This window comes from Microbacterium sp. PRC9 (genome assembly GCF_031844125.1).
Taxonomy (GTDB): Bacteria; Actinomycetota; Actinomycetes; order Actinomycetales; family Microbacteriaceae; genus Microbacterium.
Map to the genome: position 1 here is coordinate 39,988 of NZ_JAUZUR010000010.1, position 15,476 is coordinate 55,463.

14 protein-coding genes and 1 tRNA gene are annotated in these 15,476 nt (G+C 66.9%); 9 read left to right on the forward strand and 6 right to left on the reverse strand.

Annotated features, from left to right (window positions below):
* Nucleotides 1-67 precede the first annotated feature (67 nt).
* From Q9R33_RS18810 to Q9R33_RS18825, 4 genes are all read right to left on the reverse strand, one after another.
* Complete coding sequence (locus Q9R33_RS18810) at nt 68-538, reverse strand: heme-binding protein (RefSeq protein ID WP_311294713.1); 471 nt, start codon at nt 536-538, stop codon at nt 68-70.
* An 11-nt stretch (nt 539-549) separates the two neighbouring features.
* Nucleotides 550-1,557 (reverse strand): sugar phosphate isomerase/epimerase, encoded by a 1,008-nt coding sequence (locus Q9R33_RS18815; RefSeq protein WP_311294714.1) that lies wholly within the window; start codon nt 1,555-1,557, stop codon nt 550-552.
* The gene (locus tag Q9R33_RS18820) at nt 1,550-2,734 is read right to left on the reverse strand and encodes an ROK family protein (protein WP_311294715.1); all 1,185 of its coding nucleotides are present in this window, start codon (nt 2,732-2,734) and stop codon (nt 1,550-1,552) included. Before Q9R33_RS18820 ends, Q9R33_RS18815 begins: the two co-directional genes overlap by 8 nt.
* A 107-nt stretch (nt 2,735-2,841) precedes the next feature.
* The gene (locus Q9R33_RS18825; protein WP_311294716.1) at nt 2,842-3,858 is read right to left on the reverse strand and encodes a Gfo/Idh/MocA family oxidoreductase; all 1,017 of its coding nucleotides are present in this window, start codon (nt 3,856-3,858) and stop codon (nt 2,842-2,844) included.
* 304 nt (nt 3,859-4,162) lie between these two features.
* Between Q9R33_RS18825 and Q9R33_RS18830 the strand changes: the two genes are divergently transcribed.
* From Q9R33_RS18830 to Q9R33_RS18855, 6 genes are read left to right on the forward strand one after another with little or no spacing between them, the layout of a single operon-like run.
* The gene (locus tag Q9R33_RS18830; RefSeq protein ID WP_311294717.1) at nt 4,163-5,461 is read left to right on the forward strand and encodes an extracellular solute-binding protein; all 1,299 of its coding nucleotides are present in this window, start codon (nt 4,163-4,165) and stop codon (nt 5,459-5,461) included.
* A 17-nt stretch (nt 5,462-5,478) separates the two neighbouring features.
* Nucleotides 5,479-6,444, forward strand: coding sequence for a sugar ABC transporter permease (locus Q9R33_RS18835; protein WP_311294718.1), 966 nt, complete (start codon nt 5,479-5,481; stop codon nt 6,442-6,444).
* On the forward strand, nt 6,441-7,295 hold the full coding sequence (locus Q9R33_RS18840) for a carbohydrate ABC transporter permease (protein WP_311294719.1): 855 nt from the start codon (nt 6,441-6,443) through the stop codon (nt 7,293-7,295). The genes Q9R33_RS18835 and Q9R33_RS18840 overlap by 4 nt, the downstream gene beginning before the upstream one ends.
* 53 nt (nt 7,296-7,348) lie before the next feature.
* A complete protein-coding gene (locus tag Q9R33_RS18845; protein ID WP_311294720.1) occupies nt 7,349-8,218 on the forward strand; it encodes a DUF1080 domain-containing protein in 870 nt (289 codons plus the stop codon).
* Nucleotides 8,218-9,129, forward strand: coding sequence for a biopolymer transporter Tol (locus Q9R33_RS18850; protein WP_311294721.1), 912 nt, complete (start codon nt 8,218-8,220; stop codon nt 9,127-9,129). Before Q9R33_RS18845 ends, Q9R33_RS18850 begins: the two co-directional genes overlap by 1 nt.
* A complete protein-coding gene (locus tag Q9R33_RS18855; RefSeq protein ID WP_311294722.1) occupies nt 9,011-10,297 on the forward strand; it encodes a Gfo/Idh/MocA family oxidoreductase in 1,287 nt (428 codons plus the stop codon). The genes Q9R33_RS18850 and Q9R33_RS18855 overlap by 119 nt, the downstream gene beginning before the upstream one ends.
* A gap of 6 nt (nt 10,298-10,303) precedes the next feature.
* On the opposite strand, the gene Q9R33_RS18860 is transcribed toward Q9R33_RS18855, so the two are convergent.
* A complete protein-coding gene (locus Q9R33_RS18860; protein WP_311294723.1) occupies nt 10,304-11,458 on the reverse strand; it encodes an ROK family protein in 1,155 nt (384 codons plus the stop codon).
* Between the two features lie 616 nt (nt 11,459-12,074).
* Between Q9R33_RS18860 and Q9R33_RS18865 the strand changes: the two genes are divergently transcribed.
* Both Q9R33_RS18865 and Q9R33_RS18870 read left to right on the forward strand, forming a co-directional pair.
* Nucleotides 12,075-12,162 (forward strand) — tRNA-Leu (locus Q9R33_RS18865).
* A 337-nt stretch (nt 12,163-12,499) separates the two neighbouring features.
* On the forward strand, nt 12,500-12,892 hold the full coding sequence (locus Q9R33_RS18870; RefSeq protein WP_311294724.1) for a hypothetical protein: 393 nt from the start codon (nt 12,500-12,502) through the stop codon (nt 12,890-12,892).
* A 24-nt stretch (nt 12,893-12,916) separates the two neighbouring features.
* On the opposite strand, the gene Q9R33_RS18875 is transcribed toward Q9R33_RS18870, so the two are convergent.
* Nucleotides 12,917-13,876, reverse strand: a complete 960-nt coding sequence (locus tag Q9R33_RS18875; RefSeq protein ID WP_311294725.1) for a LacI family DNA-binding transcriptional regulator — start codon at nt 13,874-13,876, stop codon at nt 12,917-12,919.
* Nucleotides 13,877-14,010: 134 nt separating this feature from the next.
* On the opposite strand from Q9R33_RS18875, the gene Q9R33_RS18880 reads away from it, so the two are divergent.
* Nucleotides 14,011-15,378 (forward strand): MFS transporter, encoded by a 1,368-nt coding sequence (locus Q9R33_RS18880; protein WP_311294726.1) that lies wholly within the window; start codon nt 14,011-14,013, stop codon nt 15,376-15,378.
* Nucleotides 15,379-15,476 lie beyond the last annotated feature (98 nt).

The following is a 15,476-nucleotide window of genomic DNA, read 5'->3' on the forward strand; positions in this document are numbered from 1 at the left end:
GAACTGCGGGTATCTCGCGCGCCCGCCGCGTGCTCGACGGCATCTCGTCGCGGGCGCGTCTCGACATCTACCGCTCGAGCGACGCCAGCGCCTCGATCACCAGGTCGTGATCGGCACTCATCGAATTGGTGAGACCCGAGACCGCCACCACGCCAACGAGGTTGTCGCCGACGCGAAGAGGCAATGCGCCGCCCGCTACCGCGAACTCCCTCGGGTCGAGCCAGTCGGGGTTTCGACCGCTGACCCGGTACTGCAGCGCCACTTCGAGGCTGGGTGCGTCATGACGCAGCACGGTATTCCGCTTTCGTCGCAGCCAGTCGTCGTGCTCGGCTGTCGTGCCGGCGAAGGCAACGTGGAATACCCGTTGCTCTCCGAGGAAGACGGCGATCGCTACGGGATGCTCCGCGGCCTCGGCGAGGCGCGCGACGGCGGCTCCGATTTTCCGTGCCTCGGCGTGGTCGAGAGCGGGGAAGGTGCAGATCCCTCGCTGCGCCTGAAGCTTCGAGATCGTGTCTTCGAAGTTGGCGGTCTCGGTCATGTCGGTCCTCATCATTGGTTGCGGAAGGCGGCGTCGAAGGACGCTTCGGGGCCCGGCCAGAGCAGGGATCGGACGATGCCGACGGCCTCGGCGGCACCGTGGAAGCGGTCCATGCCGGCGTCCTCCCACTCGATCGAGATCGGGCCTGTGTAGCCGATCGCGTCGAGCGCGCGGAACGAGTCCTCCCAGGGCACGTCGCCGTGCCCGGTGGCGACGAAGTCCCAGCCGCGGCGCGGATCGCCCCAGGGCAGGTGGGAGCCGAGCACACCCGCGCGGCCGTTGCGCGGCCGCATCCGTGTGTCCTTGCAGTCGACGTGGTAGATGCGGTCCTGGAAGTCCCAGATGAACCCGACCGGGTCGATGTTCTGCCACATCATGTGCGACGGGTCCCAATTGAACCCGAATGCCTCGCGATGCTCGATAGCCTCGAGAGCTCGCACCGAGCTCCAATAGTCGTACGCGATCTCGCCGGGATGTACCTCGTGCGCGAACCGCACGCCCTCGCCGTCGAATACGTCGAGGATCGGGTTCCAGCGCGCGGCGAAGTCCTCGAAGCCGCCCTCGATCACGGATCCAGGCACCGGCGGGAACATCGCCAGGTACGGCCAGATGCTCGACCCCGTGAACCCGACCACGACCTCGATGCCCAGCTTGCGGGCTACTCGTGCGGACCGCTTCATGTCTTCGGCGGCGCGCTGCCGCACCCCTTCCGCGTCCCCGTCGCCCCACACGTATTGGCGCAGGATCGCCTGGTGGCGGAAGTCGATCGGCGCGTCGCACACCGCTTGACCGGCGAGGTGGTTCGAGATCGCGAACGCCTTCAGCCCGTGACGATCCAGGATCTCGAGCCGCGACTTCGCATAGGCGTCATCTTCGTCGGCGCGCTGCAGATCGAGATGATCGCCGGAGGCCGCGATCTCGAGGCCGTCGTACCCCCATGACGCCGCCAGTCGCGCGACCTCCTCGAACGGCAGGTCCGCCCACTGCCCGGTGAACAGGGTGACCGCATGCTCAGCCACGTCGCGCTCCCGCCGCCGGTCCGGTCGTCGCATCGTGGCCGCCGCGTCCGGCGATCGCGCGAGTGATCGCCGCCGGGCCGAGCGCCCGCTCGATGGCGAGTACGAGTGCGCCTCCGACTCCGGATTCGACACCGCGTACCGGGCCCGAGATCGCGAGGTTTCGGGTGGCGAGCGGCAGGGCGCGGTCATAGACCACGCCGCGGATGCGCGACAGGATCGATTCGTGCGCGAGGGCGACCGGCCCGCCGATGACGACTCGCGCCGGGTTGGCGAAGTGCACGAGGTCCGCGATCACTCCGCCGATGACGGCGGCCGATTCCCTGCCGGCCCGAACAGCGCGTTCGTCGCCGTGGCGCAGACGAACCAGGAAGTCCGCGACATCCGCTACGTCGCCCGAACTGTCAGAGGATGCTTCGGCCATCGCGGAGGCGGAGGCGACCGCCTCGAGGCATCCGTACTGCCCGCACACGCACGGCACGTCCGCGGCGCCCGCGACCCGGATGTGTCCGATGTCGCCGGCTGCTCCGTCGGAGCCTTCATACAGCTGCCCGTCCGACTGCACGAGGCCCCCGCCGATGCCGACGTCGACCAGGACGTAGAGGAGGGGGCTCTGGTCGGCGGGAAGCGCTCGAGCTTCGCCGAGCGCGCGCAGGTTGACATCGTTCTCGAGGACGACGTCGCACTGCAGCTGGGCACTGAGGAAGTCGGCGACCGGATACCCGTCCCAGCCGGGCATGACGGGCGGGCGCACGGGGACGCCGCGATGCGTGTCGATGGGCCCCGGCAGGCCCAGGCCGACGGCTCGCAGTTGAGGGCTGTCGGAACCCGTCAGGTCGCGGTAGACCTCGACTAGATCGCCGAGCACTGCCTCCGGCCCGTCTGACATGTCGATGGTCAGCACGCGTGAGGCGAGAAGGCGTTGTCCCATGTCGTAGACATGCACCCTCGCGCGGGAGACGTTGTACTCCGCGGCGAGGATGACGCCCGATCGGGGGTCGATTTCGAGACGGTCGGCGGGCCTGCCGCGCCCTGGCGTCGCCCGTTGACCTGCGATCCGTACCAGCCCCGCTTCCGCGAGAGTCTGCAGTCCGAGCCCCACGGCCGAGCGTGACAGCCCCGTCTGCGCGACGAGGTCGACCTTGGTGTTCGCCGCCGCGCACGAGATCAGCTTCGCCAATGTGCTCGCCGTCTCCTCAGCGCTCACCCGTGCCGACGCGGGGGGAGTGACGAAGCGATAGGGGGACCGACGCTCGGTGCGAAGGTCGGCGAAGGTGTCGGCGGCACTCAATGTGTCGTCACTCCGAGCTCGTGGCGTGCTCGCTCCAGCACGCCGATCGTGGCGATCGTCTCGACATGTGGGTGAAGCGGCGACTCGACGAGATCACGCGCGATGTAGTCGGCCGCGTGCACCGCCTGCCACGCGAGTCCGTCGGGACCGGGCAGCGTCTGGTCGATCCATACGCCCTGGCCGTGGCGCCCGTCGACGATCACCGTGTTGCCGAGCACGAACTGGTCGGCGACCTCGATCGTGCCCTCGGTTCCCGTGATGATCGCCCGGTTCGATGGGGCCGAGACGAACGAAGCCGATGCGGAAGCGCTCGCGGTGGCGAATTCGATCTCGACGGATGCTTCGACATCCACCCCGGAGGGCCCGACGACGCCGGTCGTTGAGATGCGGGAGGGGAGTCCGAGGTGGCGAACGGCGATGTCGACGCTGTAGATCCCCATCTCGAACAGCACTCCGCCGTCGAGCGTGGGGTCGAACTGGCGGCGTGTGGAACCGATGTCGCTGACGTGTCCGAGCGCAGCCTCGACTCTGAGGGGAGTGCCGATGTCGCCGCGCGCGATGACCGCCCTCACGACCGCTGACTTCGGCTGATACCGCGTCCAGGTGGCGTCGAGTGCGAGCAGACCTCGCTCCCGCGCGAGCTCGAGGATGCGCCGGGCATCCTCGGCCGTCGTCGCGAACGGCTTCTCGACCAGAACGTGCCGCCCGGCGCGCAGACACTCCTCGGCGATCGCCGCGTGCGTGCTGTTGGGTGTCGCGATGTAGACGATGTCGACGGACTCGTCTTCCAGCAGGGCCTCGACGGTCGGATGCGTCCGCGGGATGCCTTCACGTTCCGCGAATTCGCGGGCTCGCTCGGGTCGCCCCGATACCACGGCCTGCACGCGGTGATCGGTGTGCCTGTGCAGACCGGTGACGAACCAGCCCGCTGCCAGGCCGGCGCCCACGGTGCCCCATCGGAGCGGGGGGCCGCCACGGAGAGGGGGCATCTCGGGGTTGTCGATCAGGAGCACCGGTTTCTCGCCTTCGAGTCTGTGGATGGATCGCGGGGTCAAGCGATCTTGACCTACCGCCACGATGACATCCAAGGACTCAATAAGGCTTTTTCAGTTCAAAAGTTGACACATAACGACGCGAATAATGCCGAAATCTTTCTCGAATGATCCTTGAACGATCGTTGATACCGCCGACGATGCCGACCTATCGTTGCCCCGCGTTCAATTCGAACCAGTCCCACCCGATCGAGGATGCCGGGAGTGCGTCACACGGGCTGGGAACTCGAGCGTCTTGCTCATCACAGAGAGGTGGAGGGACAGCATGACCAAGCCAGGAGGATTCCGTGCCATCGGAGTCTCGCTCGCCGTCGTCGCGGCGGCAGTCGCCGGCCTGACGGGATGCCAGGCGGACCCGTCGGGTGCCGGTGGCGATGAACAGATCACACTGCAGTTCTGGAACTGGATGGTCCCGTGGGAGTCCGAGTTGCAGGGTGCGATCGACGAGTTCGAGGCGGAGAACCCGAACGTGACCGTCGAGATGCAGCAGTACGCCTTCGCGGAGTACGTCCCGGCACTGCAGGCCCGATTGCAGGCCGACGACGATCCCGCGGTCTACATGCCGGCGGCGCTCGCGCTGCAGCTTGCTGAGGCGGGGCGGACGCTCGATCTCAAGGCGGAGCTCGGAGATGAGTTCATCGATCAGTTCTATCCGTCGACGAATCGTCAGGCCGAGTATGACGGCGGGCAGTACGCCGTGCCGTGGGCGGCGCAGATGTTCGGTCTGTACTACAACAAGACCGTCTTCGCGGAGCACGGGTGGGAGGAGCCCGAGACCTGGGACGATCTGATCGCGCTCGCGCAGCAGATCCGCGCGGAGTCCGACCTCAACCCGGTGGCGATCGTGGGGAACAACCCCAGCCAGCTCGCGGACTTCTTCTGGCCCCTCATCTCGCAGGTGGAGGACGACACCGAGCTGGCCTACGCGCTGGACGCGCTGACGGATCCGGACGTGTCATGGGACAGCGAGCCGGTGATCAGCGCGCTCACCCAGCTCCAGGAGGTCGTCGACGGCGGCGTCTTCGACCCCGGTGTGCTCAGCGTCGACCAGGATGCCGCCTACGCGTCGTTCTACACGGGCAAGTCGGCGATGTTCTACTTCTCGTCGAGCGGCCTCACCGGGCTCGAGCAGGCTGCGCCCGACTTCGTCCAGAACGACCTCGGCGTCTTCAAGAACCCGGCGTGGTCGTCGGGGGACCGTCACTGGACGGGCAACCAGGCGGGTTACACCCTCTCGGTGAGCGCCAACCTCGATGACGCCACCAAGCAGGCTGCGCTGGACTTCCTCGCGTTCCTGTATGAGCCCGAGCGCTACGAGGCGATGCAGAACCGGATGGTGTCGCTGCCGGCGACGGTGGCCTCTGCCGAGGGCATCGAGAACCCGTTCGTCCAGGAGTTCGCGGGATGGCTGCTCGACGGCGACGGTGCTCCGCACATCTCCTTCGGCACCGGCACCGGCGATGCGGTGGGCACGGGCGTCACCAAGATCTTCGGCGGCCAGGGAACTCCTGAAGACGTCGCCGAGGAGATCCAGCGCGCGGTCGAGCAGGCCCGGGCGCTGTAGGCGAGACGAGCACTGACATGACCATGACACTGCCCACCACTGAGCGTGTCGTCACCGGGGGGCGTCGCAGCGGACTGCCGCGCGCCCCCCGCGCCGCGGGCACCTCGCGGCGCTCCGCCACCGGATGGCTGTTCGTCGCCCCGGCGATGGTGCTGTTCGGAACGTTCACGCTGTACCCCATCGTGCAGATGGTCTACCTGTCGATGACCTCGTCGAACGGCTTCGGCGCAACGAAGTTCGTCGGGTTGCGGAACTTCGTGACCATGGTGAACGACCCGATCTTCCTGCAGGCCGCGGGGAACACGATCGTCTACACCGTGGCGACCACCGTGCTCCTCACCGTCTTCCCGCTCGCACTCGCGCTGATCATCCACTACGGTCCGCGCCGCAGCGGCGCCCTCTACCGGACGCTGTTCTTCATCCCCGCCGCGATCTCCCTCACCGTCACCGGCATGCTGTGGCGGCTCGGGCTCAACAACGAGATGGGCTTCGTCGCCAAGATCATGGACGCCGTCGGGCTAGGTGCACTCGTGCACCCGTGGCTCGGCGACCCGGCGACAGTCCTCCCCGTGATCATCCTCGTCACGCTGTGGCAGTCCTGCGGACTGTTCATGCTGATCATCTACGCGGGCCTCGGCAACATCGATCCGTCGATCGAGGAGAGCGCCCGCATGGATGGCGCCGGCAAGTTCCGGGAGGCGTGGAGCATCACCATCCCCATGCTCCGGCCGGTCATCGGCGTGGTCGTCATGCTCAATGTGATCCACGGACTCAAGGTGTTCGACCTCAACTGGGTAATGGCCAAAGGCGGACCCCTGCACGCGTCGGAGACGTTCAGCACCTACACGTACCTCCTCACGTTCGGCAACGCGTCCGGCGCGACATCGGCCTTCGGATACGGGTCGGCCATCTCCCTCGTGGTGTTCGTCGTTACCGGTGTCGTCACGCTCATCCAGTACCGATTCCGGAAGGCCCCGCTATGACCGTCGACGTGGCGCACCGTCGCCCCACGCGTGCGAAGATCCGCCCCACCCGCATCATCTGGCACCTCGCGCTCATCGTGCTCGCGGCGTTCGCGATGATCCCGCTGCTGTGGATGGTCGCGACCTCTCTGCGCGAACCCCAGACCGTGTTCGGCGGGCCGCTCATCCCCGAGAAGATCGTCTTCGACGGGTACATCACCGCGCTCGTTGAGATGGGAATCTGGCGCAACTTCCTCAACAGCGTGCTGGTCACCGGGCTCGCGCTGGTTCTGATCGTCGTCTGCTCGACGCTCGCCGGATACGCGTTCGCTCGCATCCGGTTCCGGGGCCGGCCGCTGATGTTCGCCCTGATCATCAGCGCGCTGTTCGTACCCGGCGTCGCCACGCTGATCCCGATCTACATCGAGCTGAAGTCCATGGGACTGCTCGGCACGCACGCCGGACTGATCCTCGTGTACGCCGCGGGCGGGATCCCGTTCTCGGCGTTCCTGATGACGACCTTCTTCGAGGCCCTGCCGAACGAGCTCGCCGAGGCGGCGCGGATCGACGGCGCCAACGAGTGGCAGATCTTCCGCAGAGTCATGCTTCCCCTGGCGGCACCGGGCGTGGCGACGATCGCCATCTTCCAGATGCTCAACATCTGGAACGACCTGCTGCTGTCGAGCGCGCTCGTACCGGCCCCCGCACTGCAGACGCTGCAGCCCGCGGCGAACCGGCTCGTCGGGGAGTTCGCGACCGACTACGCGGGCCTCACCGCATCGATGACCCTCAGCATCCTGCCGATGGTCATCCTCTACATCATCTTCCAGAAGTGGTTCGTCCGCGGGCTGACTGCCGGAGCCGTCAAATGACGGAGCCGGCGGCCCACGCTGCGAATCGATCGACCCGACCAGGAACGGACACCATGACCACTCAGACGGAAACCGGATACGAGTCCCTCTTCAACGGAGAGGACCTGGACGGATGGTTCGCGACACCCCGGGTCTACGGCCCGATGTGGATCGGCGGTCCGACCCTGCGCGAGCTCCAAGCCGACCGCCCCGCTGGTGCACGGTTCACAGACGAGTACTTCGACGCCGCGCCGAATCGCCCCGCGGCGTGGACTGTCGAGGACGGCGCGATCGTTGGGCGCCAGGACGAACCCGGCAGCGGGTTCGGCGGATTCCTCCTCACAGAGCGCACCTTCGGAGACTTCGAGCTCGTGCTCGAGGCCAACCCCGACTGGCCCGCCGATTCCGGCATCCTCGTGCGCAAGACCCGCGACTCGTGGCGAGGATTCCAGATACTCGTGGACCACCGAAAGTCCGGTTCGATCGGCGGGTACTACGGCAACGGGCTCGGCGGGTTCCACGCGGTCTCCTTCAACCTGGACGCCGACCTGGACGAGGACGGCCAGCTGGTCCGGCTGCGTGAGGAGGACCCGGCGACCACCCTCGAGCCGCTCGACGGCAAGCATGAGCTGCTGACCTACGGCGCCACAGCAGACGAGTTCCTCGCCGCGTGGAACCCCGGCGGCTGGAACGAATTCCGTATCCGAGTGGTGGGCCTCAAGCCCGTCATCACGACGTGGATCAACGGAGTCAAGATCTCGGAGATCGATCTGGCCCATCTGGACTTCCCGAACTACGACGCCGACGCCGTCGCCGAGACGCTCGGTTCACGCGGCCATATCGCCCTCGAGGTGCACGACACCGACCCGAAGATGGGTGAGGCGCGCTGGGGGCGCGACTCCGCATGCCGCTGGCGCAACATCCGGGTCAAGGAGCTCTCCTGATGCCTGCTCCCGGCCGCGGCGCCGGACGTAAGGATCTGCAGCCTGGCCAGGTCTCGCAGCTGCGAGTGCATGACCTCGCCACAGGGACGGACCGGCTCGTCCTCCAGACCGATGAGCTGATCGAGGCGCCGAACTGGACGCCCGACGACCGGCTGGTGGTCAACGGAGGCGGATGCCTCTGGCAGATCCCGGCAGTGGGAGGTGAGCTGGCCCCCATCGACACAGGGGAGATCCGAACGGTCAACAACGATCACGTGCTGTCTCCTGACGGCACCGCCATCTACTTCAGCGCGGCCGGACACCTGTACCGCATCCCGATCGGCGGCGGGAATCCCGTCCAGGTGTCCAACGACCAGCCGGACGGATCGGGCTACACCTACTGGTTGCACGGAATCACACCGGACGGGGGCACCCTCGCCTACGTCGCGGTGGAACCGCTCGGGGACGACCCACGCGGGCGGCGCAACCTGGCGACCATCCCCGCCGCCGGCGGACCCGATCGGCTGCTCTCCGACGGTGCTGTGCCCTTCGACGGTCCGGAGTACTCGCCCGACGGAGTCTGGCTGTACTACAACTCGGAGGAGGCCGCCCGCACGCCGGGTCATGCACAGCTGTTCCGAATGCCAGCGGAGGGAGGGGCAGCGGAACAGCTCACCTTCGACGAACGGGTGAACTGGTTCCCCCATCTCGATCCGCAAGGCGAGTCCGTGCTCTACATCAGCTACGAGCCCGGCACCGTGAGTCACCCCGCAGACGTCGACGTGACGCTGCGGATCGTCCCGGCCTCGGGCGGTGAGCCCCGCGACGTCGTCCGCCTGTTCGGCGGGCAGGGGACGCTCAACGTCAACAGCTGGGCTCCGGACTCGTCGGCATTCGCGTACGTCGCTTATCCCTTCGCCGAGTCCGCATGATCCGGGAGTGCACGAAATGACTATCGCCACCACGACTCCACGCGTCGCGATCGCGGGCACCGGAATGATCGGCAAGGTCCACCTGGACTCGGCCCGAGCTGCCGGCGCAGAAGTGGTCGGCGTGCTCGGTTCCTCGCCCTCCCGCGGTGAGGATGCGGCGCGACAGTGGGGTGTCGCGCGGGCGTTCCGGTCGCTCGACGATGCACTGGACTCGAGGATCGACGTGCTGCACGTGTGCAGCCCGAATGACACCCACCGCGACTATGCCGTTGCGGCGATGAAGCGCGGCATCCATGTGATCTGCGAGAAGCCGCTCGCCATCTCGGCATCCGACGCGCAGCAGATGGTCGAGATCGCGCAGGCCGCCGGCGTGGTCACCGCCGTCCCCTTCGTCTACCGGTACCACCCGCTCGTGCGCGAGATCCGCGCGAGACGCATCGCGGGCGAGTTCGGCGAACTCCTCCTCGCGCACGGTTCCTATCTGCAGGACTGGCTGGTCGCGCCGTCCTCTTCCAGTTGGCGCGTGGATGCCGCGGTCGGTGGCCGGTCGCGGGCATTCGCCGACATCGGCTCCCACTGGTGCGATCTGGTCGAGTTCCTGACCGGGGAAGAGATCGTCACGGTGCAGGCCCGCACCTCGATCGCCTACGAACAGAGGCCCCGGACGGGAGGGGCTTCGTTCTCCGGATCCGCCACCGGGGAGATGATCACGGTGCGCACCGAAGACACCGCCGTCGCCACATTCACCACCGCACGGGGGATGCTCGTCAACACAGTCATCTCGCAGGTGGCGGCCGGACGCAAGAACCGTCTCTGGATAGAACTGGACGGCAGCCTCGGCAGTGCCGTGTTCGATCAGGAGAACCCTAACTCGGTCTGGCTGGGCCGGGAGGACGGCGCCGTGATCGTGCAGCGGGGGGATCCATCGGCGTCAGCGCAGCAGGCGAGGCTGAATCGCGTTCCCGCCGGACACCCTCAGGGGTACGCCGACGCCTTCAGGGCCTTCATCGCAGATGTATACAGCGCCACACGCGGTGAGGCGCCCGAAGGACTTCCCACCTTCGCGGACGGCCTTCGCGCGGTGCAGCTCACGCAGGCCGTGCTGGACTCGGCGCAGTCATGTGCGGCTCACGACGTGGCCGCGGGCGCGCTCCTGCCCTCGTTCTGACCACGCTCAGACGAGGTGTGCGGCGGATGCCGCCTCGACTCCTGCGAGGCTCTCTGCGGACAGCGACTCCTCGAGGGCGAGGATGAGTCCGCCGCGCAGTCCGGCCGATTCGCCCAGCACCGAGGCGGCGATGGTCAGGTTGCGCGTGGCCAGGGGCAGACCCGTCTCGTAGATGACGCCTCGGATCGTCGCCAGGATGGCATCGGATGCCTCGAGGATCGTGCCGCCGACGATGATGCGCGCGGGATTGAGCACCAGCAGGATCTCGGTGAGCGCCGCGCCGAGCACCCTGGCCGCGTCGGTCGCGATCCGCGTGGCATCAAGGTCGCGAAGCCGGAGCGCGCGGAAGAACTCCGCTTCGCCGTCTTCCGAGCGCGCGGGATCGAGCGCCTGCCAGCGCTCGATCATCGCCGCGACGGAGCCGTGCGTCGACACGTGGTCCGTACCCCCGCACGAACAGGGTCGACCCTCCTGAACGGTCGACCGCATGTGGCTGATCTCACCGGCCGCTCCGTCGACCCCTGAAAAGATCTCCGCGGCGCCATCGGTGAACCCTGCGCCGACTCCCTGTTCCAACCGCACGTACACCAGCGGTGTCTCGGACGGCGGGAGGGAGCGAGCCTCGCCGAGGGCTCGCAGGTCGGACTCGTTTCGAAGGATCACGGGGCACCCCAGGACGCCTCGCAGCTCCCGCTCGAGGGCGAAGCCGTCCCACCCCTCCATGAACGGGGGCCCGACCACCATTCCGCGATTGACGTCGACGGGCGCACTGACGCCCACAGTGGCGAACCGCAGACTCGGCGCGTGCGGGATCGTGTCGATTGCGCTCCGCACCACCTTTGCGATCTCATCGACGACGTGGCGGGGATCGTCGGCCAGTGTGGCCGGGATCACCGACGAGGCGACTTCGGCCTGGCCGTAGTCGTAAAGCGCGACCCTCGTGAACGGTCGGTCGATCTCCACTGACACGATGACCCCGAACCCGGGTGCGATGCTGATCCGCTCGCCCGGGCGCCCGCGACCGATCTGCTGCAGATGTCCGTCGATCGCCAGCAGGCCGATCCGCTGAAGCGCGTTCAAGCCGGTCGTGACTGTGGATCGCGCGAGCCCGGTCTCGCGCACCAGGTCTGCGCGTGTCTCCGCCGAACCGGAAGCGATCATCCGCGCCATGATGCTCGCGGACTGCTCGACGCTGATCCTCGCCGAGAGCTGCGGCGCGGATAGCCGCGCACGCGCATTTCGTGTGCTACTCGACACTAATTCGGTCACGCGAGGACTATATCCCGCGTGCTGCAAACAGTCTTGAAGGATGCCATTGATACGGCCTCGCGTATGCGCGTCAGCAGCTCGGCGCTGGTGCATCACCCGCCGACGGATCGGTGAGAGCGAGCACGACGACTGGGCGCACAGGAGCCGCCTGACAGCGAGCATGCACGACGGAGGCCCTGACCGTGCCTATGCGCGCAGGAGGATCCGTGTGGTGCCGGAGGTCGGCGCCATGCGGAACGCGCTCTCCGTCCTCATGGCGGCGGCAGGCTGCTCGTTCGGAGCGCGGAGTGCGTCGACGACACGCCGGAGAGACACACGTCCGGGGTGCGGTGTTGGGCTTTTCCAAGTGAACGGTTTCGCGGCAATCTGGGCAGTGCCGAAGCGCACCACGTCAGCCGTGAAGCGCCAGGCGGGGCGTCAGTTTCGTGCCCACCTGGTGCCCACGGTTGAGCGAGATTCGCCAGGAACGACAAGGCACGACGACTGAAGTCGCATCGGCGTAGTTCGCGGGCTTCCGCGGAAGACCGACTCAGAGTGCACGGCAGGGATCGGCGCGGATCCCTCGAGGCGAGGTTCAAATCCCTCCGTCTCCGCCACTTTTCGCCCGATTTGACGTCGTTCTGAGGCGTGTTTCCAGGGGTTTTGATCCTTCTCGATCCGGGTAGTTCCGTCTCAGATGTGGGCACGGCTCAGGGGTTGAAGTGCTGGTCAGCGGATGAGTCCGAGTCTCGGCGCCTCTAGCTGCCCTGTCTGCTCACCCTGGAAAGACGGCGTTAAGCGGTTTGCTCAGACGGCGACGTGTCCCCGCCGTCGTACCCTCCGTCTGCCCACGGGGAGACGGAGGGGTAAAAGCCCTGCGTGCTGGGGTGTGCCGAGACGTGGGTCACATCTAGTGGGTTGTCGATCACGACCCGACACGAGGAAGCGGTCCCGTTGGAGTTCAATTTCGACGGCCGGGCATCCTGTGAGGCGAGATCGTTCGATGCTTGCCTGGTGATCGGGCATCGGCGCGATCAACAGTCGGGCGACGCGCTCGTCAATGAGCGCGGCCATGTGCGCGTCCAGGAGGCCAGGGTCGTCGAACCCGATCTGCAGGTGCAGCCCTTGCTCCGCGGCTTGGCGCTGTGCACCTCGGGCGATGTCGTCGAACAAGGAGTGCTGAGGTCGATGGTCATCAGCCCCGATGGATGCATGGCCGCCATCGTCTATGCGTCGCGCCACGCGGTTCAGCCCGCGAACGGGGCGGGATTCGTCGAGCGGGACCCGAAGCGCGAGTTCGGACGCCTCTGCGGACGGCGTCGCGAGCGTGGTGAGCTCAGGGGTTAGAAGAGGTTCGCTGCGCGAAGGGGTTCAGGTCGTGCCGCGAGGGATCAGCTCGAAGGCTGGGTCGAGTTGGGGCCGCTCGTCGACGGGTTCACCGATGCCGGCCAGAGTCGTTGTGATGAGATTATGCGCCGCCGCCTTCACGTCGTAGCCGATGGTGCTCAGTGGAGGATAGGTGACGGCGGAGAGCGGCGTGTTGTCCATTCCGATGATCCCGACATCGGTGGGGATGCGCCAGTCGTTGGTTGCGGCGGCGGAGATCAGGGCGGTAGCGACGTCGTCGTTGTAGCAGGCGATGCCGACCCCCGGCAGGTCCAGCGCTGAGATCGCGCTCAACGCGTCCGAGAGATCGATCGCGAGGTTGAGGGATGTGGGCTCCGGGAGGCCCGCTTTGCGGCATGCCACCCGGACGCCTTCCTCACGGTCAGCGCCGAACGGATCCTGGCGCGCGTCGTGAAGATGGGCGAAGGCGATCTTTCGGTATCCCCGCTCGATCAGATGAGTCGCCTGGAGCTTGCCGATCGTTGCGTCGACATTCGTGCCGACGTAGTCGCTGACCGGATCGAACGCTTTCACACCGCGTTCGTTGAGGAGCGCACGCTCCTCAACGGTGAAGGGCGTGAGTGAGACCACTGCGCGCGGCTTCATGCCGGTGATCACCCGGTCCAGAGGCGCCGTCGACGAGGTCGCGAGGTGCAGCAGCAGAGTCAGACCACGAGAGGCGAGGTCCTCGGTCGCGTTCTCGAAGATGTCCTGAATGTTCCCGCCGAAGGTCGTGTTCGGCAGGATGGCGAGCACGATATCGCTCGACCCCTTCGCGAGGGTCCTTCCGGCCGCTGATGGCTGATACCCCAGTTCCTCGGCCGCACGCCGTACGCGGTCGCGCGTCGCGCTCGCAAAGCGCTCGCCCCGTCCGTTCAAGATCTGGCTCACAGCGCCGCGGGAGACGCCGGCGTGCCGCGCCACGTCTTCGCTGGTCGTCGTCATGAGATCAGCATAAGCGCTGTTGACGCGCGATACCTAGCTGTGCTTCAATGCAGGTAACGCGCGATACCGAAGCTGTCGCCTGCACCTAAGACTCACCCAGCGATGGTCGCTGCGTGCACGATCGAGGAGGATCCATGACGCCCCAAGACCACCCCGCACCCGAGCCGTTCCCGGTCCCAACTGTCTCGGCAGCCTCGCCTGCCCTCAACGAGGCCACTGTCATCGGCGAGGAGATGTCTTTCACCGGCACAGTCGCCGTGGGGGACAGGCCGAAGGTGAGTGCCCTCTACATCTGGCTGATGGTCTTGGCGACCTTCGGCGCAATGATGGCGCTGGTCGCGCCCATCGGCTACTCGCTGTCCGTCTTGGTGAGCCGCATCGCGCCAGGCCACGACGAGTATCTCGGCTATGTGACCGGTGTCGGCTCGCTCGTCGTCGTGCTCCTCGGCCCGATCATCGGCATCCTCAGCGACCGCACCCGGTCGCGGTTTGGCCGTCGTCGACCGTGGCTCCTCGGACTCACGCTCATCGGCCTGACGGGCCTTGTCATCGTCGCTACGGCTCCGAACATCGGCATCGCGATCGCGGGGTGGGCGGTGACCCAGTTCGGGTTCGGCATCGCCGCGCTGCAGCTCACCAGCTCGCTGGGCGATCGACTCCCGGAGTCCCAGCGCGGAAAGGTGGCGGGCCTCAACGGCGTCGCCGTCATGGTGGCACCCATCTTCGGCGTGGTGCTTGCGAGCGCATTCGCCGGGACAAGCCTCCTTCTCTTCCTCGTTCCGGGTATCCCCGGCGCCATCCTGATCCTGCTCTTCGTGATCTTCATCAAGGAGCCGGACGGCCGTGGCTTCCCGACCCGCCCGAAGGCGTCGGTGCGCTCGTTCCTCGCCGGCTACGGCTACAACGTCAAGAAGTACCCCGACTTCTCCTGGAACTGGCTGGGCCGGTTCACGTTCAACTTCGGCGTCACCATGGCGACCACGTTTACGACGTTCTTCTTCGCGTCGAAGCTCGGCATTCCGGTAGATGAGATCGGCGGGATCATCGCGATCACGGCGCTCGTCGGAATCGCTGCGACAGTCGGAGGAGCCGCGCTGAGCGGCTTCCTGTCCGATCGACTCAAGCGTCGCAAGTCCTTCATCGTGGTGGCTGGTCTGCTGTTCGCCGCGGGAACGACGGTCTCCGCGCTTGCGCCCGACTTCACCCTCCTGATGATCGGCCTGTTCGCCATGAACCTCGGCCTCGGCATCTTCTCCGCCGTCGATGGCGCGCTGATGCTCGATGTACTGCCCGAGCAAGACACCGAAGCGGGCCGCTTCGTCGCCATCGCCCAGTTCTCGACATCGATTCCGCAGTTCGCCGCGCCCCTCTTCGCGCCGGTCGTACTGCTCTGGGGCGCGAGCGCCGGCGAAAGCAACTATCCGCTGCTCTACGTGGTCGCCGGCGTTCTGGCCCTGATCGGTGGCCTGATCATCCTGTTCAAGGTGAAGAGCGTCCGCTGACCCCTCGGTGGTCGGGTGGCCCCACCCGTGCGACCACAGAGCGTGAACTACCCCTCCGCGCGCCCTAGCGGCAGATTGCGCCCCGAAATCGAAGGACA